The sequence below is a fragment of the Kocuria sp. CPCC 205235 genome, assembly GCF_040980905.1.
GTDB lineage: Bacteria > Actinomycetota > Actinomycetes > Actinomycetales > Micrococcaceae > Kocuria > Kocuria carniphila.
On record NZ_JAVKPR010000001.1, the window covers coordinates 140930 to 162057 of the forward strand.

General features: G+C 62.7%; 17 protein-coding genes, 1 tRNA gene, 1 other RNA gene and 1 pseudogene. 15 read left to right on the forward strand and 5 right to left on the reverse strand.

What is annotated here, in order from left to right; all coding sequences use genetic code 11:
• The first annotated feature begins 5 nt into the window (after positions 1 to 5).
• The 3 genes from RF638_RS00680 to RF638_RS00690 all read left to right on the forward strand — a co-directional run bounded on the left by RF638_RS00680 (position 6) and on the right by RF638_RS00690 (position 1172).
• Positions 6 to 401, forward strand: a complete 396-nt coding sequence (locus RF638_RS00680; RefSeq protein WP_368841219.1) for an ANTAR domain-containing protein — start codon at positions 6 to 8, stop codon at positions 399 to 401.
• A 118-nt stretch (positions 402 to 519) separates the two neighbouring features.
• Positions 520 to 882: a hypothetical protein gene (locus tag RF638_RS00685; RefSeq protein ID WP_368841220.1), complete on the forward strand. Its 363-nt coding sequence runs from the start codon at positions 520 to 522 to the stop codon at positions 880 to 882.
• Positions 879 to 1172 carry a hypothetical protein gene (locus RF638_RS00690; protein ID WP_368841221.1) on the forward strand — a complete coding sequence of 98 codons (294 nt, stop codon included), beginning with the start codon at positions 879 to 881 and terminating at the stop codon, positions 1170 to 1172. The genes RF638_RS00685 and RF638_RS00690 overlap by 4 nt, the downstream gene beginning before the upstream one ends.
• Before the next feature lie 10 nt (positions 1173 to 1182).
• Here the strand turns inward: RF638_RS00690 and RF638_RS00695 are convergent, their stop codons facing one another.
• Entirely contained in the window at positions 1183 to 2793 is a 1611-nt protein-coding gene (locus RF638_RS00695) for a FumA C-terminus/TtdB family hydratase beta subunit (protein WP_368841222.1), read from the reverse strand.
• A gap of 172 nt (positions 2794 to 2965) precedes the next feature.
• Positions 2966 to 4300, reverse strand: a complete 1335-nt coding sequence (locus tag RF638_RS00700; RefSeq protein ID WP_165189323.1) for a plasmid pRiA4b ORF-3 family protein — start codon at positions 4298 to 4300, stop codon at positions 2966 to 2968.
• Between the two features lie 223 nt (positions 4301 to 4523).
• Here RF638_RS00700 and RF638_RS00705 point away from each other — a divergent pair, with 223 nt between their 5' ends.
• From RF638_RS00705 to RF638_RS00725, 5 genes are all read left to right on the forward strand, one after another.
• Positions 4524 to 5783, forward strand: a complete 1260-nt coding sequence (locus RF638_RS00705; protein ID WP_254049199.1) for an endonuclease/exonuclease/phosphatase family protein — start codon at positions 4524 to 4526, stop codon at positions 5781 to 5783.
• 27 nt (positions 5784 to 5810) lie between these two features.
• A complete protein-coding gene (locus RF638_RS00710) occupies positions 5811 to 7754 on the forward strand; it encodes an ExeM/NucH family extracellular endonuclease (RefSeq protein WP_368841223.1) in 1944 nt (647 codons plus the stop codon).
• Positions 7755 to 8061: 307 nt separating this feature from the next.
• Positions 8062 to 8454 carry a hypothetical protein gene (locus RF638_RS00715; protein ID WP_129700940.1) on the forward strand — a complete coding sequence of 131 codons (393 nt, stop codon included), beginning with the start codon at positions 8062 to 8064 and terminating at the stop codon, positions 8452 to 8454.
• 197 nt (positions 8455 to 8651) lie between these two features.
• Positions 8652 to 9974 carry an ISL3 family transposase gene (locus RF638_RS00720; protein ID WP_064846867.1) on the forward strand — a complete coding sequence of 441 codons (1323 nt, stop codon included), beginning with the start codon at positions 8652 to 8654 and terminating at the stop codon, positions 9972 to 9974.
• Between the two features lie 93 nt (positions 9975 to 10067).
• Positions 10068 to 10823 carry a glycosyltransferase family 2 protein gene (locus RF638_RS00725; RefSeq protein ID WP_315280328.1) on the forward strand — a complete coding sequence of 252 codons (756 nt, stop codon included), beginning with the start codon at positions 10068 to 10070 and terminating at the stop codon, positions 10821 to 10823.
• A 238-nt stretch (positions 10824 to 11061) separates the two neighbouring features.
• Here RF638_RS00725 and RF638_RS00730 read toward each other — a convergent pair.
• Together RF638_RS00730 and RF638_RS00735 are read right to left on the reverse strand one after the other, a co-directional pair.
• Positions 11062 to 11209: pseudogene (locus tag RF638_RS00730) on the reverse strand (IS3 family transposase); the annotation flags it as partial.
• Between the two features lie 204 nt (positions 11210 to 11413).
• Positions 11414 to 11498: transfer RNA gene (locus RF638_RS00735), tRNA-Ser, on the reverse strand.
• A gap of 193 nt (positions 11499 to 11691) precedes the next feature.
• Between RF638_RS00735 and ffs the strand changes: the two genes are divergently transcribed.
• The 7 genes from ffs (at position 11692) to RF638_RS00770 (ending at position 19036) form a co-directional block, all read left to right on the forward strand.
• An RNA gene (gene ffs, locus RF638_RS00740) (signal recognition particle sRNA small type) lies at positions 11692 to 11788 on the forward strand.
• A gap of 64 nt (positions 11789 to 11852) precedes the next feature.
• Positions 11853 to 15074, forward strand: a complete 3222-nt coding sequence (locus RF638_RS00745; RefSeq protein ID WP_315276987.1) for a DNA polymerase III subunit gamma and tau — start codon at positions 11853 to 11855, stop codon at positions 15072 to 15074.
• 21 nt (positions 15075 to 15095) lie between these two features.
• A complete protein-coding gene (recR, locus tag RF638_RS00750) occupies positions 15096 to 15701 on the forward strand; it encodes a recombination mediator RecR (RefSeq protein ID WP_095796236.1) in 606 nt (201 codons plus the stop codon).
• Between the two features lie 110 nt (positions 15702 to 15811).
• Entirely contained in the window at positions 15812 to 17098 is a 1287-nt protein-coding gene (locus tag RF638_RS00755) for an aspartate kinase (RefSeq protein ID WP_095796235.1), read from the forward strand.
• Positions 17099 to 17212: 114 nt separating this feature from the next.
• Positions 17213 to 17692 carry a MarR family winged helix-turn-helix transcriptional regulator gene (locus RF638_RS00760; protein WP_095796234.1) on the forward strand — a complete coding sequence of 160 codons (480 nt, stop codon included), beginning with the start codon at positions 17213 to 17215 and terminating at the stop codon, positions 17690 to 17692.
• Complete coding sequence (locus RF638_RS00765; RefSeq protein WP_368841224.1) at positions 17685 to 18668, forward strand: 3-methyladenine DNA glycosylase; 984 nt, start codon at positions 17685 to 17687, stop codon at positions 18666 to 18668. The genes RF638_RS00760 and RF638_RS00765 overlap by 8 nt, the downstream gene beginning before the upstream one ends.
• Positions 18665 to 19036: a Rieske 2Fe-2S domain-containing protein gene (locus tag RF638_RS00770; RefSeq protein ID WP_095796233.1), complete on the forward strand. Its 372-nt coding sequence runs from the start codon at positions 18665 to 18667 to the stop codon at positions 19034 to 19036. The genes RF638_RS00765 and RF638_RS00770 overlap by 4 nt, the downstream gene beginning before the upstream one ends.
• Before the next feature lie 110 nt (positions 19037 to 19146).
• Here RF638_RS00770 and RF638_RS00775 read toward each other — a convergent pair whose 3' ends face one another.
• Positions 19147 to 20904 carry a glycoside hydrolase family 15 protein gene (locus RF638_RS00775; RefSeq protein ID WP_368841225.1) on the reverse strand — a complete coding sequence of 586 codons (1758 nt, stop codon included), beginning with the start codon at positions 20902 to 20904 and terminating at the stop codon, positions 19147 to 19149.
• Positions 20905 to 21128: the final 224 nt, after the last annotated feature.

Sequence of the window (21128 nt, forward strand, 5' to 3'; positions counted from 1 at the left end):
CCGACATGGGGATCTACTCCATCCTGGGTATCCCCATGGAGCTCGAGAGTGGCGCAGCTGCGGGGCTGGATGTCTATGCGACCCGTCCGCGCGCCTTCGATGGCTCCGCGATCGAGCTGATCGAACAAGATGTCACCGCCGTCTCCAGCGCGCTGCGTCTCGCTTTGAGGTTGGAAAGTCAGCGGGACGTAGAAAAAGACCTGACGGCCGCCATCAATTCCCGCACGGTGATCAACCTTGCCGTGGGGATCGTCATGGGGCAGAACCGATGTTCGCAAGGTGAGGCCGTGGATATCCTCACCGCAGCCTCCAACCACCGCAATATCAAGCTGCGTGACCTCGCCGCCGAGCTGGTGGCAAAAATGGGCGGCGGGCCCGGTCGCACTCATTTTGAACGTTAACACTTTGCCTCCAAATTACCGCTTATCTGGGAAAACGTTCCCTACTCACTGGTAGTCCATTAGGCTTAGCTGTAGGTCAAGCCGCGGCCACCCCCTAACATGGAGGAAGGCTGCACGAGTGGACCATAAAATTTCTGTAACCGTCCAGATCGACATGGACCGAAAAAATATCCGGCTCATCACCGCAGGATGCCTGACCAGGTTTAGCCAGCCGGCTCTTCTGCCCCTCATCCGCCGGGCTCGCAAACTCACGCCCGGCATTCACGTCACCGTAGACGCAACCCCCACGCGCCATGTTGACGCGGCTGGATTGGAGTTGCTGCGCGATGCCGTCGATAACGCGGTATCCCTGGGCAACGGGCCACCCGTTCAATTCGTGGTTCCCGCCCACCTCCCCCGCCATCACGCAACTGTCGACATAGGCGCATCGAGCACTTACACGAGCCTGGTAGCAGCGCCCCACAAGGAAGGTGCATCATGAGCGAAATCATCATTCCCACGACCCCCTCGAGCACTCCCCAAAGTGCGCCCACTGACTCCCGCCGACTCGACCCCGCCAGCACCTTCCTGGCTCCAGCAGATCAGTTCCCCAGCGAGCTGGCAGACCTTGACTTGATGACGGTACTGGCCCTTCACGGCCGGGTATGTCGGCAGCTCGAACGCGAATACCTCACCAACCCGGAGGGCGCAGATCCTGCCACGCTGGATCGCGTCGAGGAACTGACCGAAGAGCTCGATGAGCGCCAAAAGTACGCATCGGACTTTGACTAGGCCCGATACATCAGGGGTGATCTACCAGCCGAGTGCGACCCAGGGGGACAACGGTCGCACCTCCATCCTGGAAGAAATCGTTGCCCTTGTCATCGACAACGACAAAAGCGGGGAAATCTTCCACAGTGATCTTGAAGACTGCTTCCATTCCCAGGTGTTCATAGTCGAGCACCTCGACTGACGTGATGCAGTCCTGAGCCAACCGGGCAGCCGGTCCGCCCACCGAACCCAAATAGAAGCCACCATGGCGTTCACACGATTGGGTCACGGAAGCGGACCGGTTGCCTTTTGCCAGCATCACCAATGAACCACCCCGCGACTGGAAATCTTCGACGTATCCGTCCATCCGGCCACCAGTGGTCGGCCCGAACGACCCCGAGGCCATTCCGCTGGGAGTCTTTGCAGGTCCGGCGTAATAGACGGGGTGCTGAAGCATGTAGTCCGGCAGATCTTCGCCCCGTTCGAGTTTCGCGCGCATTTCCGCGTGGGCAATATCGCGGGCCACGATCAATGTCCCGTTCAGGGATACTCGCGCGCCGACGTCGCACTGGCTCAGTCGCTGCCGAATCTCGCCCATCGAGGTGTCCAGGTCGATGGCCACCACGTCCTCCGAGCCGGTCAGTTCTTCCAGGCCCGTGTTCGGGATGAACCGGGCAGGGTCTCGTTCGAGTTGCTCGAGGAAGACACCGTCCGCGGTGATCTCCCCCAGCACCTGGCGGTCGGCCGAGCAAGATACCGCGAGTGCCACGGGAAGCGAGCCGCCATGTCGTGACAATCGGATGACTCGCACGTCGTGGCAGAAATACTTGCCGCCGAACTGCGCGCCGAGCCCCAACTGAGTGGTCAGCTTGAAGACCTTTTCCTCGAAATCCACGTCACGGTAACCGCTGCCCAGGCCTTCACCGTGATCGGGCAGGGTGTCCAGGTAGTGGGCGGAGGCCAGCTTGGCGGTCTTCAGCGCGAACTCCGCGGACGTACCACCAATGACAACCGCCAAGTGATACGGCGGGCAGGCCGTCGTCCCCAGGCTTTCGATCTTCCCCCGCAGGAAGTCCAGCATCCGCTGCTCATCCAGGAGCGCTTTGGTCTCCTGGTAGAGGAAGGACTTATTGGCACTCCCACCACCCTTGGCCATGAAGAGGAACTCGTACTGCGCTCCTTCACCCAGCGAAACCTCTATCTGGGCAGGCAGATTGGTTCCCGTATTGACCTCGTCCCACATGGAGACCGGCGTCATCTGGGAGTACCGCAGATTGAGCTCCTGGAAAGCGTCAAAGATGCCGTGCGAAAGGTACTCGGCGTCCTTGCCGTCAGTGATCACCCGGTGACCCCGCTTGGCCGCAACGATCGCCGTGCCGGTGTCCTGGCACATGGGCAGAACACCCCCGGAGGACACGTTGGCGTTCTTCAACAGGTCCAGGGCCACGTAGCGGTCATTGGGTGAGGCCTCCGGGTCGTCCAGGATTCGCCGCAGCTGTGCCAGATGATCGGTCCGCAAGAAATGGGATACATCGCTGAACGCCTCGTAGGCCATCGCTTTGATCGCGCTCGGGTCCACCTCCAGCCACGATTCGCCGCCCATCTCGCGGAGCCGCACACCATCTTTTGCAACGAGGCGCATCTCAGGCTTCTGCGGGCGGCGGGGAAGTTGGTCCACGTAGTGAAATTCAGGCTGACCCATATCAATATATTGGCATAGCGAACAATAGCCGGCTAGAGGTATCGAGCATCACTTGCTGCGATAGACACCTTGATGAGTAGTGGTGAGAGGTTGGAGTTCAGAAGACCCATCATTATATTGAATATCTAAGAACATCCGGGCGGAGCAGCGCGGCTTGAGCCAGAGCCAGGGAGCCTTCCTGGGAAACAATCGAAAGCTCCCATGCATCCCGCCCAAGCGCGCATGCTGTATCCCGGGTGACCTCATACACCTCGAACGCGGAGACTGGAGACTCACCCGGCGGGGCCCAGCCGAGCAGCATCAGCTGGTCGGCTACCCAGTCGCCGTAGGTCGAATCGGGTATACCAGCGGCTCGGTGGAGTAGGCACAACCACCCAGCGTGACGGTCGAAATCGTCCCGGCCCAGGGGCAACTTCATGGCGATGTAAAAGAAGAGTTCACGCGGGTCGCCTGACAGCTTCTTTCCGATCTGCGTCCGACTGAGCTCTCCTTTGCGGACCTTCAGCAACCCCAAGTGTGTGAGGGTCCGCCGGTAGTCCTGAACTGGTCTTGTGTGTTGCTCTCTATTGTTTTGACCTATCCACGACGGCACGCCCAGGGTCGTTGCCAGCCGTTTGACCACGGTGGGTGGGAGCCAACCCGCCTTACTCAGCGTGACGCCGTCATCAACCGCGTCCAGGAGCAGTTGAAACGGCCGAACCGCGTCGGCCATTTCTTGTTCCGTGGGCGGATGTTGGCTGAATTCGGTCATCTGCAACGTCACGAGTAGTTCTTTCCGCGTAGCAGATGAGTCGATCAGCTCGATCAGCTCAGGCCTTACATCGTCCAGTGGCTGCGGATTCATCAGCGCGTTGACCACGCGGTTATGCCGGTCCACGTCGAAGCGTTCCGGATCCCATCCCGGTGGGCACCAATCCAACAGCATCCGTTGATGCTCATCAGGGCTAGTCGCCTGGCGAGCCCGCAAGAGTTCGCCATAGCCGGGGATCCCTCCACAATCCTCGGGTGGGCAGGCCCGGGCCCCGTCGAGCACATGGGGCACCGTGGATTCAATGCTCGGCAGGATCTCCTCGAGAGTAATTCGATGTTCCCAACCGTCCCCGAAGTCATAGTCGTACATCAGCTCGTCACCGACTGAGCGCAACACCTGGCTGACGCGCACGGAGCCCTCATGAATGCCCGCGTCTGAACCCTCGATCAAGTCGATGTTCGTGAGGAACGGCGCATTGTCTTCAACTCTGAACGAGTGCAAATGGCAATCCAGCCACCCCATAGCGGCGTTGACGATCGTGTGGAGATCGGGCAATCGAGCATCCTGCCCCACGCGGATGCGCCGCCAAATGACTGGCTCTATTCCAAGAAGTTCAACCCTGAGCACGACATCCCCAGGATTCGAGGCTGGCTCCGCCAACTCAGGGGGCGCATGGACACGACGACCGAAAGACATGCTTCGAGTCTGCCGGACATCCGTCATCGTGAACAGGTCATGTCAGGCATGGGCTGAACATCAGCCTCACGGTGATCAGCGAACTCACCCCTCCCCGGGACTCGCGTCGCCAGTACTCCGCAACACAGCAGCCCGCCACCACCAAGTTTTTACTTCCCCGCCACGACCTGGTCGTTTATCGCGCTTATGCTCAAGGTCACTGTGTGTTGACCTGGAGGTTCGTATGCGTGCTCGATCTCGCGCCCTTGTCGTTTCGTCGGCGGGTGCACTCGCCGTTGCTCTCGCCGTGAGCGCCGCGGCACCGGCCGTGGCTGGTGAAGGTGGGCGAGCGGCGTCGTCGTCGAAGAGCACGAATGCGACCGGCGACAAGCACGGGCTGCGCGTGGCCACGTACAACGCGTCCCTGAACCGCAATGAGGCGGGGCAGTTGCTGCGCGACCTGTCCACGCCGGACAATCAGCAGGCCAAGAACATCGCGGAAGTCATCCAGATCAACAACCCGGACGTGGTGCTCGTCAACGAGTTCGACTACGTGCCCGGTGGCCAGGCTGCGGAGGCGTTCCGCAACAACTATCTTTCGGTCGGGCAGAACGGTCAGGTACCGGTGGACTACCCCTACTACTACGTGGCGCCGGTCAATACGGGTGTGCAGTCCGGGCTGGATCTCAACCAGGACGGGCAGACGGGCGGGCCCGACGATGCTTGGGGCTTCGGTCTGTTCCCCGGCCAGTACGGCATGGTGATCTACTCCAAGTATCCGATCGCCCACGATCAGGTGCGCACCTTCCAGAATTTCCGTTGGCAGGACATGCCCAGTAACCAACTGCCCACCGACTACTACACGCGTGAGCAGGCCGAGCAGCTGCGGCTTTCGTCCAAGTCCCACTGGGACGTGCCCGTGCGCGTCGGCAATAAAACCGTGCACGTTCTGGCTGCACACCCCACCCCACCCAGCTTCGACGGCCCCGAAGACCGCAACGGCCGCAAGAACAACGACGAGATCCGCTTCTGGGCCGACTACGTCACGGGCAACAAGACCACCTCCTACATTTACGACGACGCCGGGCACCACGGTGGCCTGCCGCGCGGCGAGCGCTTCGTGATCGTGGGGGACTACAACTCCGACCCCAACGACGGCGATTCGTTCCCGGGTGCCATCGGCCAGTTGCTGAACAACTCGCGAGTCCGCGATCCGCTGCCGACCTCGAACGGTGCAGCGGAGGCCAGCGAGCGCCAGGGTGGCGCCAACCTCGCGCACGAGTCAGATCCTGCGCGCGACACCGCCGATTTCAATGACAACCCCGTTCCCGGCAATCTGCGCGTGGACTACGCGTTGCCGTCCAAGAATCTGCCGTTGCTGGATGCCGGAGTTTTCTGGCCCGCACCTGGCCAGCCCGGCTCCGAGCTGACCGGCGACTACCCGTTCCCGACCTCCGACCACCGCCTGGTGTGGGTGGACGTCAAGGTTCCGGGCAAGCGATAACCCTTCACCACAATCTGGAGATCACCCATGCCCGTTAAGTCATCCAAGCCCTCGTTGCGGATCCGGATAGCAGCCGCCTCCACCGGAGCCATGTTGCTGTGCAGTGGGATTGCCGCGGCGCCAGCGTTCGCGATCCCCGCCAACGACACCGTGTCCATCGCCGAGATTCAGGGCACCGGTGCCGAAACCCCGCTCAAGGGTCAGACGGTCACGACTGAACCCTCGATCGTGACCGCTGTGTACCCGGGCGATCCGGGCACGCTGGGTGGTTTCGTGATTCAGACCCCCGGCTCCGGTGGGAAGGTGGACATGAGCAAGGCCTCCACCGGGGTGTTCGTCTACACCGGTAGCACGCAGTCCACAGTGTCCGTGGGCGACAGGGTCCAGGTCACGGGCGAAGCCGGGGAGTATCGCGGTCTTACCCAGCTGGAAGGCAATATCGAGATCACGCCGGTGGCCGAGGAGCTCCCCGCGGTGGAGCCCGCCACCAATGACTGGGCTTCCACCGCCGCCACCCGCGAGAACCTTGAATCCATGCTGTACAAGCCCAAGGATAAGTTCCAGGTCGCGGATACCTACGGCCTGGGTCGCTATGGCGAACTCGGGCTGGCCGCGGGGAAGGAACTTCCCGCGCAACCGACCCAGGTCGCGCGGCCGGGCAGCGCGGAGGCGCAAGCTCAGGCGGAGCGTAACAGTGCCATCTCGGTCACGCTCGATGACGGCACCAACCGGGGCTTCGCGGCGTCGCCGACCCAGGAGCCCCGTCAGGTTCCCTATTTGACCCGTGAGGATCCCGTGGCGGTGGGCGATTCCGCTCGCATCACCAAACCGGTCATTGTGGATTACCGCTTCGACAAGTGGCGCTTCCAGTCGACCTCCCCGGTGGTTCCGGGTGAGGAACCGGCGCGCTTCTCGGGCTCGGCCGATCCCAAGTCGGCGGTGGGCGGGCAGATGCGGATCGCCTCATTCAACGTGCTCAACTACTTCACGACCGTGGGCCAGGAAAAGGGCTGCCGCGGCGGCAACTACTCGACCGACGGCACCTACAACGTGGCCCAGAACTGCGACGTTCGCGGCGCGTTCGACCAGGCCGATTTCCAGCGCCAGCAGGCCAAGACGGTCTCCGCGATCAACCAGTTGGATGCCTCCGTGGTGGGCCTCATGGAAGTGGAGAACTCCGAGAAGCTCGGTGAGCCCAAGGACGAGGCCCTGCAGAACCTCGTCGCCGCGCTGAACAAGGCCGCCGGGTTCAAGAAGTGGGACTTAGTGTCCGTGCCCGACTCCGAGCTGCAGCCCGTGGCCGATCAGGACTTCATCACCAACGCCATCATTTATCAGCCCAAGCAGGTCACCCAGGTGGGCCGAGCCCAGGCTCTCGGTTCCGAGGCCGTTGCAGGGGGCGCTTTCGAAAACGCCCGCACTCCCCTGGCCGCCACCTTCACCTCGACCAAGGGCGGCGGCAAGCACGGCGCCGCGCCCACCACCGTGGTGGTCAACCACTTCAAGTCCAAGGGTTCCGCGCCTCGTACGGGCCCCAACCGCGCCTCGGGCGACGGCCAGGGAGCCTGGAACGCCGCGCGCGTGGCGCAAGCGAGCGCCGTCGTCGATTGGATTCCCGAGCTGACCGAGGCCGCGGGCTCCGAGGACGTGGCCGTGTTGAGTGACTTCAATTCCTACGCCCAGGAGGACCCGATGCAGGAGTTCTACGGCGCCGGCTACGCGCAGGCCACGGAGGACGACTACACGTACGTGTTCGGTGGCCAGGTGGGTTCGCTGGACCACATGCTGGTCTCGCCGTCCTTGAAGAAGCGCATGACCGGCGCGGACGCCTGGAACATCAACTCCGGCCAGTCCCCGCTGCTGCAGTACAGCCAGTACCGCACCACCGCGCTCGACTACTACGTGGCGAACGAGATCGCTTCCTCCGACCACGACCCGTACATCGCGGGTTTCCGGGCGGGCAAAAAGTAGCCTTCACAGCACCGCCGACGACGCCGCGGCCACGCTCCTTTCGAGCGCGGCCGCGGCGCTGTTAAACGTGGGAGGCCCGGTGCGGTGACGATGTGCGCCGAACTGGGCGCGGCGGCGTCTGCAGCCTCGGCAGCCTGGAAAACTCGTGCGCGTCATTTTGTGACAATAGTTACTGGCAGGTCACGAGTGTCCTTATGATGTGAGCACCCCCTGATCGGCGAGGGACTCACGGCCTGGCTGGGCCGTCCTGACGCGGAATATTGGTTCCAAGTTCGGAGAGTTATCGCCCGTAACAAAGGATCCGCGCATGATTGCCGCATCATCCTTCCGTCGTTCTGTGACGACCGGACTCATTGCATTGTTCTTGGCTTCCGGCACCGTTGCCGTCGGCACCGCACCTGCCGAAGCCGCGGTGGTCAAGCCGTGCAAGGCCACCATGTCCGTGACTCAGCCCCGCCAGTACACGAACACGTACGTGAACGTGTCCAAGGTGGGGGCACGTTCCAAGGTCACCACCAAGGCCAAGTACAAGACCACCACGAACACCAAGTACGCGACCGCCTCCACCAAGGGCACCGCGTCGATCAAGTACCCCATCGCCGGTGCAACACCCGGACGCAAGGTGGTTGTGGAGGTATCCGCGAAGCAGGGCAACACGATCTGGAAGTGCACCACGTCGTTCACGCCCAAGAAGCGGTAAAGACATTCCCCACATTTGACAGGTTGAACCGATGGCCAGCATTAGAGAATCTTTGCGACGCGCCCTCGCTCGAAGGCGACTACTACAGGCTCTTCACAGTTGAGGGTGTGACGGCCATTGACGGGGTGCTGTCGGGGTAGACGTCGAGGTCCCCTGAAGATGGAGGTTCCTACGCCACCCATCCAGAAGACCTCGACTTGCCTGACGCTACCTTCGCGCGCCCCGACCTGACCAAGTTCTGCCGACTCGATGACCTCGGACTCGAAGTCGTCGGCCAGCACCTCGAACCCGACCGTGTAGTTCTGGCCTGTCGTGTTCTCGACGCCGATGACGGCAGCGAGGGCTGGTGCCGACGCTGTGGCTGTCAGGGTGCGCCGCGCGACGCCGTGACCCGCCGGCTGGCCCACGTGCCCTTGGGCTGGCGGCCGACCACGCTGCTGGTGTCGATCCGCCGCTACCGCTGCACTGGTTGCGGACATGTGTGGCGCCAAGACACCAGCCGGGCAGCCGAGCCCCGGGCGAAGCTGACCCGCACCGGCCTGCGGTGGGCACTGGAAGGGATCGTGGTCCAACACCTCACCATCGCTCGGGTCGCCGAGGGTCTCGGGGTCGCGTGGAACACCGCCAACGACGCCGTGCTGGCCGAAGGCAGACGAGTCCTGATCGACGACGAACAACGCTTCGACGGCGTCACCATCCTCGGGGTCGACGAGCACGTGTGGCGCCACACCAGGCGTGGTGACAAGTACGTCACCGTGATCATCGACCTCACCCCGGTACGTGAGGGCACGGGCCCCGCCAGGCTGCTCGACATGGTCGAGGGCCGCTCCAAACAGGCGTTCAAGACCTGGCTCGCCGAGCGCCCCGAAGCGTGGCGCGAGGCGGTCGAGGTCGTCGCGATGGACGGGTTCACCGGCTTCAAGACCGCCGCCGCCGAGGAGGTCCCCGACGCGGTCGCGGTGATGGATCCCTTCCACGTCGTACGCCTGGCCGGTGACGCACTCGACCAGTGCCGCCGCCGGGTCCAGCTCGCCGTCCACGGCCACCGCGGCTACCGAGACGACCCGCTCTACAAGTCCCGTCGCACCTTGCACACCGGTGCCGGCCTGCTCACCGACCGACAGATCGACCGGCTCAACCGGCTGTTCGCCGACGACGCCCATGTCGAGGTCGAAGCGACCTGGGGCATCTACCAGCGCATGGTCGCCGCCTACCGTGAGCCCGACCGCGCCACAGGCAAGAAGCTGATGACCAAGCTCATCGCCGACCTGGGCACCGGCGTTCCGAAGGCGTTGGTCGAGGTCGCGAAGCTCGGCCGGACCCTGAAGAAGCGCGCCGCAGACGTGCTCGCCTACTTCGACCGACCCGGCACCAGCAACGGCCCGACCGAGGCAATCAACGGCCGACTCGAGCACCTGCGCGGCAGCGCACTCGGGTTCAGGAACCTGACCAACTACATCGCCCGCAGTCTGCTCGAGACCGGCGGCTTCAGGCCCCAACTCCTACACCCTCAACTGTGAAGAGCCCTACTACAGTTGAATGTCAATCGGCATATCAAGGTACCTGGATTACCCCGAAGCAGAACTCAACGCGGCAGTGTCTGGGCTGTCTCCATGTGTCGTAATGAGGCGGATATCGTTGGCCATACTATTAGGCATCTACTCGCCCAAGGCATTGACGGCATCATCGTTGTGGACAATCTGAGCGTTGATGGAACGCGGGAGACCCTCACCAAATTAGCCGACGACGACCCCCGGATCTTTGTGGGCACGGACTCGCTGGACGCTTATCACCAAGGCCGAAAAATGTCCTACCTCGCTCATCTTGCGCGTAAGGCAGGCGCCGATTGGGTCATCCCGTTCGACGCAGATGAGTTCTGGTTCGCCAGGGAATCATCCGTCGCGGATTACCTGCGAAGCTTAGAAGGTGTCCCGGTTGCAAAGGCTGAATTGACGGACCTCCACCCGCTCACCGTGACCGGCATTGATCTTGAGAATTCGAATGAGCAGGTCCAAATCGAAGACAATGCGAACTCCAAAAAGGTCGCCCTCAGACCTCACAGATGGGTGTGGATCGACAACGGAAACCACACGGCCCTGGACTTGGGCCGGGAAGTGCCAAGTGATCTCCGTATTGCGCATCTGCCAAGCCGAAGCATCCAACAGATGGAGCGCAAAGCACGTGTGGGCGCTGCGGCAATCGCGAAAGTCGAAGATGCTCCCGCTAATTTCGGACACCATTGGAAAACCACAGCAGCATTAGACCGGGAACTGCTGTATAGGCAGTGGAGTGAAAGAATTGCAACAAGCCGCGGGGATTTGGCTCGGATTCCAACCGTGTGGAAAACCTGGACAGATCGCGGGCAATAGGTAACCCACCGAGACCGTGTCGCCTTGACACATGCCCAGGGGAGCCCCACGTTTCAACACTCCCGCAATGAAAATAGCCCCTGACCAATGTTTCCACTGGTCAAGGACTACTCCATTACGCGGAGGATGGGGTATTGAGTCTCAGAACCTTGGAAATAGATGTCTCAGCACCTCGGCAACATAACCACCGATCATGACGAATGAGCGCCCCGAACCGCACTGGGTTTCGTTCCGTGGTTTATTCGAGTGCTGGTGAGCTCTCGTGGGTTTGCCGATAGGCGTTCTCGATCTCGGCCGGGGTTCGGTAGTCCAAGGACTCGTGGAGACGGTCCCGGTTCCACCAATGCACCTGCGTTCATCGTCGCGAACTCGACCGCGGTCACCGAATGATCGACGGTAGAGCCAGGATTCCAGCGATTCTTGGTTTCAACGTCGGTCAAGATGCAGGCCGCGGGGGATTCTGGTCGAAACGTCGATTAGAGTGCGTTCCCTCACTCGGCGGCCTCTAGCCCCGAAAATCAATAGGGCACCCCGAACATGAAAGTAGCCCCTGACCGGTGTTTCCACTAGCCAGGGGCTACCTCACAACGCGGAGGATGGGGGATTTGAACCCCCGAGGGCGTTAACCCAACACGCGTTCCAGGCGTGCGCCATAGGCCGCTAGGCGAATCCTCCAGGCGTGCACATTCCCCAACGCGTGGGCAACGTGCGGCACTCAGCATAGCGGAACTCGAAGCCCTGATGCGAATCGAGGGTGAAGCTAGGGCAAAATCCGGACCGAGCGGCGTCGTCGTCGACCGACAGCATGCGATCCGATATGGACGCCCGGTCGGTTTAGAACTCTGCCATCAGTTGAGCTAAAGTAATGGGCAGCCCCTCGTGTGGCGTCATCCTGTTGAACTCCCCCAGGACCGGAAGGTAGCAAGGGTAAATGGGCTCTGGCGGGTGCGCGAGGGGTCTTTTCGTCTCTAACTCCCCAACCGTGCGGTCGCGCTGTGCCTGTCGGTGACCGCGGCTAAGGTTTCATACGTGACTACCGCCCTGTACCGCCGCTATCGCCCGGAGACCTTCGAGGATGTCATCGGTCAGGAACATGTGACCGAGCCCCTCATGACTGCCCTGCGCAAGAACAGGGTCAATCACGCCTATTTGTTCTCCGGTCCCCGCGGTTGCGGCAAGACCACGTCGGCCCGTATTCTCGCGCGCTGCCTCAACTGTGCCGAGGGCCCCACGGCCACGCCGTGCGGGCACTGCGATTCTTGCCGGGATCTCTCCCGCGACGGCGCTGGCTCGTTGGACGTCATCGAGATGGACGCGGCCTCACACGGCGGCGTGGATCATGCCCGTGACCTGCGCGAACGCGCCACTTTCGCTCCGGTGCGGGATCGCTACAAGATCTTCATCATCGATGAGGCGCACATGGTCACGCGCGAGGGATTCAATGCACTCCTGAAAATCGTGGAAGAGCCTCCGGAGCACGTGAAGTTCATCTTCGCGACCACCGAGCCGTCCAAGGTGCTCACCACCATTCGCTCGCGTACCCACCACTACCCGTTCCGGCTGGTTCCTCCCGAGCCGCTCATGCAGTACCTGGAGCTGCTGAGCGAGCAGGAACATGTGGCCACGGAGCCCGGTGTCCTGTCCCTCGTGGTTCGCGCCGGCGGCGGTTCCGTTCGCGATTCGCTGTCCGTGTTGGACCAGCTCATGGCCGGTTCCGATGACCGTGGCATGACCTACGACCTCGCGGTGGCCTTGCTCGGCTACACGCACGCGGCCCTCCTCGACGACGTCGTGGATGCCTTCGCCGCCGGCGACGCCGCCACGGTGTTCAGCGCCATCGATCGCGTGGTTCAGACCGGCCAGGACCCGCGTCGATTTGTCGAGGACCTCCTGGAACGCTTCCGCGACCTGGTCGTGGTCAACGCGGTTCCGGATTCCGCCGCCAACATCCTGCACGGCATGCCCACCGATCAGATCAATCGCTTGCGCAATCAGGCCAATCAGCTCGGGGCCGCAGAGCTCTCCCGCGCCGCGGACATCACTAACACCGCGCTCAACGAGATGACCGGGGCTACTTCGCCTCAGCTTCACCTCGAGTTGTTGTGTGCGCGCATTCTCCTGCCCTCCGCGGACCACACCACGCGCGGCATCACAGCCCGCGTGGACCGCCTCGAGCGCCGCCTGAGCATTCCTCGCGGCGCCGGTATTCGCCAGGGCGCCCCTGAGACCGATCAGCACGTCCCCACCGACGACGCCGCTCCCGCGCCACAGCACCAAACCGCACCTGAGCGTGCGCCCCAGCCAGCAGCCCCACCGACTGAAGCTCCGCCGTCGGCGGGCATGAACGCCCCGACTGTCGAAGAGCCCACGGATCCTCAGGACGGCACCGAGGAACCGGAAGGAACTTCACACCCGGCAGCCGCAGAGCCGGTTCCAGAGCGCGAACGTGAGACCGGTAGCGACACGCCTCCTGCAGACGGCCGGACCGGCCCAGGCGAACCAGATGCCGCCCACGACAACGGTCCGGTCGATCACGGACCGGAACACCGAGACACCACGCCGGCACGCCCTGATTCGGAGGAACCCGGCCAGAGCCGTGGTGCCGCCCCATCGGGGGCGCCCAGCGGAACTGGCGGAGCTCAGGGCCACACTGCCCCAGCTCAGAGCGCGGAGACTCATGCCTCCGCGGACCAGGGTGGGGAGATCGAGTTGCTGCGCGCATCCTGGCCGGAAATCGTGTCCGCGCTGGCCGAGATCCGTCGCGTCGCCTGGACGGTCACGATGCGTGGCACCCCCGTGACATTCGACGGTCAGACCCTGCGCATCGCTTTCGATGCCGAGGGCGATCTGCTGAACTTCCCGCGCTTCGAGAACGACGTGCGCGCGGCCATCCACTCCGTGCTCGGTATCGACTGCCGCATCGAAGCAGTGCGTCCCGGCGATACCCACGGCGGAGGCCAAAGCGGTGGCGGTTCCGGTGGCCCCACGCGCGGTGGGAATCCCGGTGGTAGTGGACCGGGTGGCCCTGGCCGTGGGGGCAGACAACCCAGCAATGGGCAGGGAAGGCCGGACCAGGCGGGTGGCGGCCAAGATCGCCGCACTCACGAGGGACCCCACGGCCACCAGGGCCACGAGGAACAGCAGTCCACCACCGAGCCGCCCGCATACTTCCGTGAGCAGGAAGGTTTCGGTGCGCAGCGCCGGCGGCCCGCGGCCGAGCCCCAGCAGACGGCTGGGGAGCAGCCCACCGAACAGTCCAATGACCTGGGACGCGATCAGGGAGAGCAAGAGCAAGCCTCCCGCCGCACCCCGCAAGACCGTGAAAGTACCCCGCAGCCCGAACCTGAGCCCTCTCCGGAAGAGCCCGTGACATCATGGTCCGTGGCGAAAATCCCGCAGGGTAGGCCCGCCGAGTCAACATCAGATGCTGACTCCTCGGATCAAGCTGATGAGGCTCAGACGGGGGAAGCTAAAGCGGCTCCGGTCGTGGAAGATTCCTCAGTCGAGTCGTCGGATCCGACGCCCATCTCCCCTGCGGACCTCACCATTGGCACGGGCGAAGATGTTGGCTCTGATAACGCTGACCTCACCAATCCTGAAACGTCGTCCGTGGACACTTCCGGGGACACCCGTGAGGACATGGCCGCCGAATCCCAACCGGTCGACAGCCTTGGGCAGGAACAGGGGCGTGCTCCCAACACCGAGAACACGAGCGACGCTTCGCCATCCGGTTCCGGGATTCGGCAGACAACCCAGGAATCCGACTCAGACCCCGACGGGCAGGAGTCCGCTCAGACATCGGCATCGGCATCGGCATCGGTTCAGAATCGGCCGTCAGCGTCCGGCGGGCGGCAGTTCGCTCAGGCTCCCGAGCACCCATCCGAGCCCAACAACGAGTACTGGACGCCCAATGAACCCCCGCCTCCTCCGGAAGACGAGCCGCCCGCTGACCTCTATGAGACTTCGGATCGTCGCCCGAGCGGATCTCGCGAACAAGCACCTGCCCAGGTCAGCAGCCCTCGCAATCAACGGCCGAGCTTCAGGGAACGCCACGCGGCGGAAATTGCCGCGGCACGGCAACGCCCCTCAGCGCCCCAGACCGAAGACTCCTCGGACACCAACGACGACGAGAACTTCTCGCCGAGTGCGGATGATGAGTCCATCGAGGACTCGTCGTTGTATGGCCGCGCGGCGATTGAACGAATTCTGGGGGGCCTGCTCATCGAAGAGCGCCCCCATCAAGCGAACTAACCGAATCCCCCAAGGAGAACTGTGTACGAAGGCGCGGTCCAAGACCTCATCGATGAGCTGGGAAGGCTCCCGGGAGTAGGACCCAAATCCGCACAGCGCATCGCATTCCACCTGCTCGACGCTGACAAGGACGAGGTCCAGCAGCTCGTGGATGCCATCACCACGGTCAAAACGTCCGTGTCCTTTTGTCAGGTGTGCGGCAACGTGACCGAACAAGAAGAATGCGCCATCTGCCGCGACGCTCGCCGCGACCGCACCGTCATCTGTGTGGTCGAGGAATCCAAAGACGTCATGGCCATTGAACGCACCCGCAGTTACCGCGGGCTCTACCACGTGCTCGGTGGGGCTATCTCACCCCTCCAGGGTGTGGGCCCCGATCAGTTGCGCATCCGTGAACTCATGACGCGGTTGTCGGACGAAACAATCCAGGAGATCGTGCTGGCTACGGACCCCAACCTGGAAGGTGAAGCCACCGCCACATACTTGTCCCGCATGCTCAAGACCCTGGGTATCCGGGTCACCCGTTTGGCCTCGGGTCTTCCAGTGGGCGGCGACCTGGAATATGCGGACGAAGTCACTCTCGGGCGAGCCTTCGAGGGCCGCACGGTCATCGCGGAGGCGAACTGACTTCTCAGCTTCGCCTCATTGGACTCCGAAACGATCATGGTTGCGCAAACGGTTAGCATGGACGCCAAACCACTTGATCGCGTGATTCTTGCGCAGTCCGAGAGGAATGTATGAGCCTCATTGTCCAAAAGTTCGGTGGTTCCTCGGTTTCTGATGCCGACGGAATCCGCCGAGTTGCCCGCCGGGTCGCCGAGACCCGCAACGCCGGCAACGATGTCGTGGTGGTCGTCTCCGCCATGGGCGACACCACCGATGACCTGCTGGATCTGGCCATCGAGGTCGCCCGCAAGCCACCGGCCCGCGAGCTGGATATGCTCCTGACCGCAGGCGAACGCATTTCCATGGCGCTGCTGGCCATGGCTATCTCCGAGGTCGGCGTACCGGCCCAGTCCTTCACCGGCTCACAGGCCGGCATGATCACCGACGGTGACCACGGTGCGGCCAAGCTCGTGGAGGTCAACCCCTTCCGAGTGCGCGAGGCACTGGACGCCGGAAACATTGCGATCATCGCTGGTTTCCAGGGCGTGCACCGTTCGACCAAAGACATCACCACGCTCGGTCGTGGCGGTTCCGACACCACCGCCGTCGCACTGGCTGCCGCGCTCAACGCGGACGTGTGCGAAATCTATTCGGACGTGGACGGCGTGTACACGGCCGATCCGCGCATCGTTCCTTCGGCGCAAAAGCTCGACCGGGTGTCTTCCGAGGAAATGCTGGAATTGGCCGCCAACGGAGCCAAGATCCTGCACCTGCGCTGCGTGGAGTACGCGCGCCGCTTCAACGTGCCCTTGCACGTCCGCTCGTCGTTCAGCCATAACGAAGGCACCTGGGTCATGCCCACGCCCCACGAAAACTTCACGCCGCAGAAGGAGATTCCCTTGGAACAGCCGCTGATTTCCGGAATCGCACACGACCGCACCCAGGCCAAGATCACCGTGGTGGGTGTCCCGGACCGCCCTGGAATCGCGTCCCGCATCTTCCGCCTGCTCGCGGATTCCAAGGTCAATGTGGACATGATCGTGCAGAACGTCTCCACCGGGGATCGCCCCATGACCGACCTGTCCTTCACCCTGGACGAGTCCCAGGGTGACCTGGCCATGAACCTTCTGCGCGCTGCAGAGGAAAAGATCGGTTACACGAGTCTCGATTATGACGATCAGGTGGGTAAGATCTCCCTGGTAGGCGCGGGAATGAAAACGAACACCGGAGTGTCGTTCAAGTTCTTCGAGGCCCTGGCCAACGCGGATATCAACGTGGACATGATTTCGACCTCTGAGGTGCGGATCTCCGTGATCACCGATGTCAGCAAGTTGGACACCGCAGTGCGCGCCATCCACACCGCTTTCGGTTTGGACGCGGATAACGAGGCCACCGTGTACGGGGGAACCGGTCGCTGAGATTCTCAGACCTTCAGACTTACTGAGGTCACGGGCTGCCATCCAAGTGGCCCGTGACCTACACTTTTAGTGCACAAACTATCGACTAGAGAAGTAAACGCTGGAGAGGCACACATGGACATCCAACCTGGTGAGAACCTTTCCGAGAACACTCCGCACGATCCGATGGCCCTGGGGAACCAGTTGTGTTTCTCCTTGTCCGTAGCATCTCGAATGGTGGTCCAGAGTTACCGCCCCATCCTCGAACCCCTGGGACTGACCCATCCTCAGTACCTGGTGATGTTGTCTTTGTGGGGCTCCAGCCCCCGCACCGTGAAGGATCTGAGTTCCGAACTCATGCAGGATTCGGCCACTCTCTCGCCGCTGCTGAAGCGATTGGAAGCTCGCGGATTGATCTGCCGCGGCCGCGACCCCCACAATGAGCGCGCGCTGGCCGTGACCCTCACGGATGAAGGCCGGGCGCTCAAGGACCAGGCTGCCGAAGTACCCCTAGTCATGATGGAACGCATGGGCATCACGCCCGAACAGGTCCACGAGCTCAACACAGCCATGCGGTACATGATCACGCAGGCAGAAGTAGCATCGCGTGCCTAAAGCGCTGTTCCGTGAGGAATGGCTGGAGGCGTCCCAAGCACACGAACAGCGCATTTCCGGTTTCACCAAGCCGTTTCTGAACCGGCGGCACGAGGGGCGTGCGCACCCCGTGGAAGATTTCTTGTTCACGTACTACACCCTCTCCCCCGCCCAATTCACGCGGTGGCACCCCGGGGTCGGCACCATCCTGTTGGATGCCCAGGACAGAGCGGATTGGAAGTTCTACCGCCCCGCCACGAAGGCCGAACTTCAGGAGGCGAGCGCACCCGAGGGGGCGAGCGGCGTCGTCGTGGATCGCGAAAGCTTTGTGACCAAGCGCGAGACCGCCATTCGCTTCACCCGAGAGCTGCTGTCCAACACCGTGGCCAAGACCGGCACGTTCGACTGTTTCGGTCTGCACGAGTGGGCCATGGCGTACAAGGCGCAGGAGAACGGTGTGCGTCACGAGTACGTGGGACTGAGGCTGGGCGCGGAAGGCACGAACGACGTGGTGGAATCGCACAAGATCCGCTGCTCCCATTTCGACGCCTTCCGGTTCTTCCAGCCCCAGGCCGTGGACCGCAACGAGCTGCAGCCAACCCGCGAAACGCAACGCCGCATGGAACAGCCCGGGTGCCTGCACGCCAACATGGACCTCTACAAGTGGGCGTACAAGTTGCTGCCCGCCGTGGATTCCGATCTGTTGGCCGATTGCTTCGAGCTGGCCTGGGATGTGCGCCGCACGGACATGGAGGCATCCCCGTACGAGCTGAGCGAGTGGGGTTACGAGCCTGTGCGCATCGAGACTCCCGCAGGAAAGGCGGAGTACGTACGCCGCCAGCGGGACTTTGCCGCGCGGTCCGCCAACCTGCGCCGTCGGTTACTCGTAGTCACCGAACTCCTGCTCCCGGAAACCTGCTCCTCTCAATCCGCCGAGAGCCAGTCCCCACCCCGTCCTACTGACTGCCCCGCGGCCGCTCCGGGAGTTTCACAGTGATCGAGTCGACGTCACCCGGGCCGTGGGAACGAATTGTTGAGGTGTCGGCGCTACCGCAATCCTTTGATTTCGTGACAGCTCGCTGCAGCACAGGGCCTGTTCTAGTGACCCGTGACGCCGCAGGTGCCCTTCATGTCCTGTCCAACACGTGTCCTCACCAACGGGCCACCGTGTGTCGAGAGTCCTCGGGCCGTGCAACACGCTTTGAGTGCCCCAACCACTATTGGCTGTTCGCCCCGGACGGCCGTTTTCTGGGGTCTCGACTGAGCCTGGCCTCAGGGCGGTGCATTGCTGACGATCCGGCCAAGGACCTGGCCCGGGCCGAGGTCACCGTGACCGACGGCTGGGTCATGGCCCGTTTCAGCTGAATCGAGGATCGCCTGCCGTCACCGCCCCGACCAATAATTGCGGCTCGACCAGGGGTCGCCGTCTGGCCAGGGGTTGCCGTTCAGCCAAGAACTACGGCCCGGGGAGATGGTCAGGACTCTGCATCTTGGTCACGCAGTGCAAGGGCCGCGTTGAGCACCGCCAGGTGACTCAAAGCCTGCGGAAAATTGCCCAGGAACGAATAGTCTTCGGGATCGATCATCTCCGTGAACAGACCAAGATCGTTGGACAACTCCACCATGCGGTCCATAAGTTCCACGGCCTGCTCGCGCTGACCGACGGCGGTCAGCGCGGCGACAGTCCAGAACGAACACGCGACAAATGCGCCTTCCTCGGCCTCCATCCCGCTGTAGCGGTACATCAACGGCCCTCGACCAAGTTCTTGCCGGAGTGCGGCAATGGTCGATTCCATCTTCGGGCCGCGGTCGAAGCCGGTCATTGCGTGTAACAGTACTGACGCATCGAGCTCGTCGGTCCCCGGGTACCAGACGTATGCTCCCCGTTCCGGATTCCAACATTTGGTGTCGATCCACGTCCTGATGCGCTGTTGTTCGGCCCGCCAGCGATCCACACAGCCGGAGATGTGACCGTCCTCCGCCAGCCGCACGGCACAATCCAACCCGTGCCAGCACCCCATTTTGGAGCTTGTGTAATGGCGGTGTTCGGGCAGTTCCCACATCCCCGAATCGGGGCGCCGCCACACGTCGCAGATCGCGTCCGCGAGATCGGCCAACATACGGGCAGTGGCCGTGTCCAGCACGTTACCGCCTGCCACGTAGCGGTGCGCCACGTCGAACACGTCCCCGTAGACACCCAGTTGTAGTTGGTCGGCCGCTTCATTGCCCGCCACGACCGGGCCGATACCGCGCCAACCTGGAACGTCGTACTCTTCCATGCGCGCTTCGGGGACTTCGCCGTCCAGACGGTTGAGCACGTGTAGGTGGGGCACCTGGGCCCGTACCAGCCGAAGCAGCCAGGACACTTGGGCGTGCACGTCCTCCTGCTCCCCGAGCTGCAACAAAGATTGCAAGGAATAGGTGGCGTCACGAATCCAGGCAAAGCGGTAGTCGTAATTCTTGGTGCCCGCCATGTTCTCGGGCAGGGATGTGGTCGCGGCCGCTGCCACGGACCCTGAAGGACTGTGGCTCAATAATTTGAGCACCAGGGCACTGCGTTGGACTTCCTCACCGTAGGGTCCGTCGTAGTCGAGCAGATCCCCCCACCGCCGCCACGTGTCCCGAGTCATGTCAAGGTTCTTGCGGATCTCACGTGGAGCCGGTAGCCGTAGGGGTTCGCCGTGCGTGGCCACCACCGCGAGCAAGTGCTGCGAACCAGGGGTGGTTCGGAAGGATCCCGACATCTGCTGTTCCTCGATCGTGCTCTCACCCACGTGTTCACCGCACACCCCCACCGAGACCTGATTGGTGCGCAGCACGGGCTTGCCCGCTGTGACATCAACCCAGGGAGAGACCGTGTTGAGCATGGTTCCCGGGGCCACACGCCATCGCATGGGAACAGTTCCCTCCAGGCCTTGCACCGCCCGCGCGAGTTCGTTCCAGGGCAGTCGCCCGGTCGAACCAACGTTCAACGAGTCGGTGACCTGCACCCTCCCCGAGGGAGTGGTGTACGTGGTCTGCAGAATATTGGTGCCCGAGAGATACTCACGTTCGACCTCGAACCGTTCGTCCGGACATAGTTCGATACATCCGCCGTGCTCTGCATCCAGCAATCGCGCGAAAGTGGGGGCCGAATCCAAATCAGGAATCGGGTACCAGTCCACGGATCCGTCATGGGAGATCAGAGCAACCGTGCGACCATCACCGACCACCGCATAGGAGCGCAGATCCACGTACCCATTGCACCGGGGTGACAGCTCGTTAACCGACACCGCGTTGCACCGCATTGCATTCATCCGACTGCTCCTCACATCGCGCTCATCACATACATCAGTGTGCTGACCATCGTAGGAGAGCCCCGACCGCCGGGCCACTTCGGCACCTCCATCAGCCCGGAACGAGACGGAGTCACACGGCCCCGCACCCAACAGTCACCGGTCCGGGGACCCGTCACTTC

Coding starts and splice junctions, on each gene's coding strand:
- RF638_RS00680 (WP_368841219.1), top strand. CDS start 6: ATGGGGATCTACTCCATCCTGGGTATCCCCATGGAGCTCGAGAGTGGC.
- RF638_RS00690 (WP_368841221.1), top strand. CDS start 879: ATGAGCGAAATCATCATTCCCACGACCCCCTCGAGCACTCCCCAAAGT.
- RF638_RS00695 (WP_368841222.1), bottom strand. CDS start 2,793: ATGCGCCTCGTTGCAAAAGATGGTGTGCGGCTCCGCGAGATGGGCGGC.
- RF638_RS00700 (WP_165189323.1), bottom strand. CDS start 4,300: ATGTCTTTCGGTCGTCGTGTCCATGCGCCCCCTGAGTTGGCGGAGCCA.
- RF638_RS00705 (WP_254049199.1), top strand. CDS start 4,524: ATGCGTGCTCGATCTCGCGCCCTTGTCGTTTCGTCGGCGGGTGCACTC.
- RF638_RS00710 (WP_368841223.1), top strand. CDS start 5,811: ATGCCCGTTAAGTCATCCAAGCCCTCGTTGCGGATCCGGATAGCAGCC.
- RF638_RS00715 (WP_129700940.1), top strand. CDS start 8,062: ATGATTGCCGCATCATCCTTCCGTCGTTCTGTGACGACCGGACTCATT.
- RF638_RS00725 (WP_315280328.1), top strand. CDS start 10,068: ATGTGTCGTAATGAGGCGGATATCGTTGGCCATACTATTAGGCATCTA.
- RF638_RS00755 (WP_095796235.1), top strand. CDS start 15,812: ATGAGCCTCATTGTCCAAAAGTTCGGTGGTTCCTCGGTTTCTGATGCC.
- RF638_RS00760 (WP_095796234.1), top strand. CDS start 17,213: ATGGACATCCAACCTGGTGAGAACCTTTCCGAGAACACTCCGCACGAT.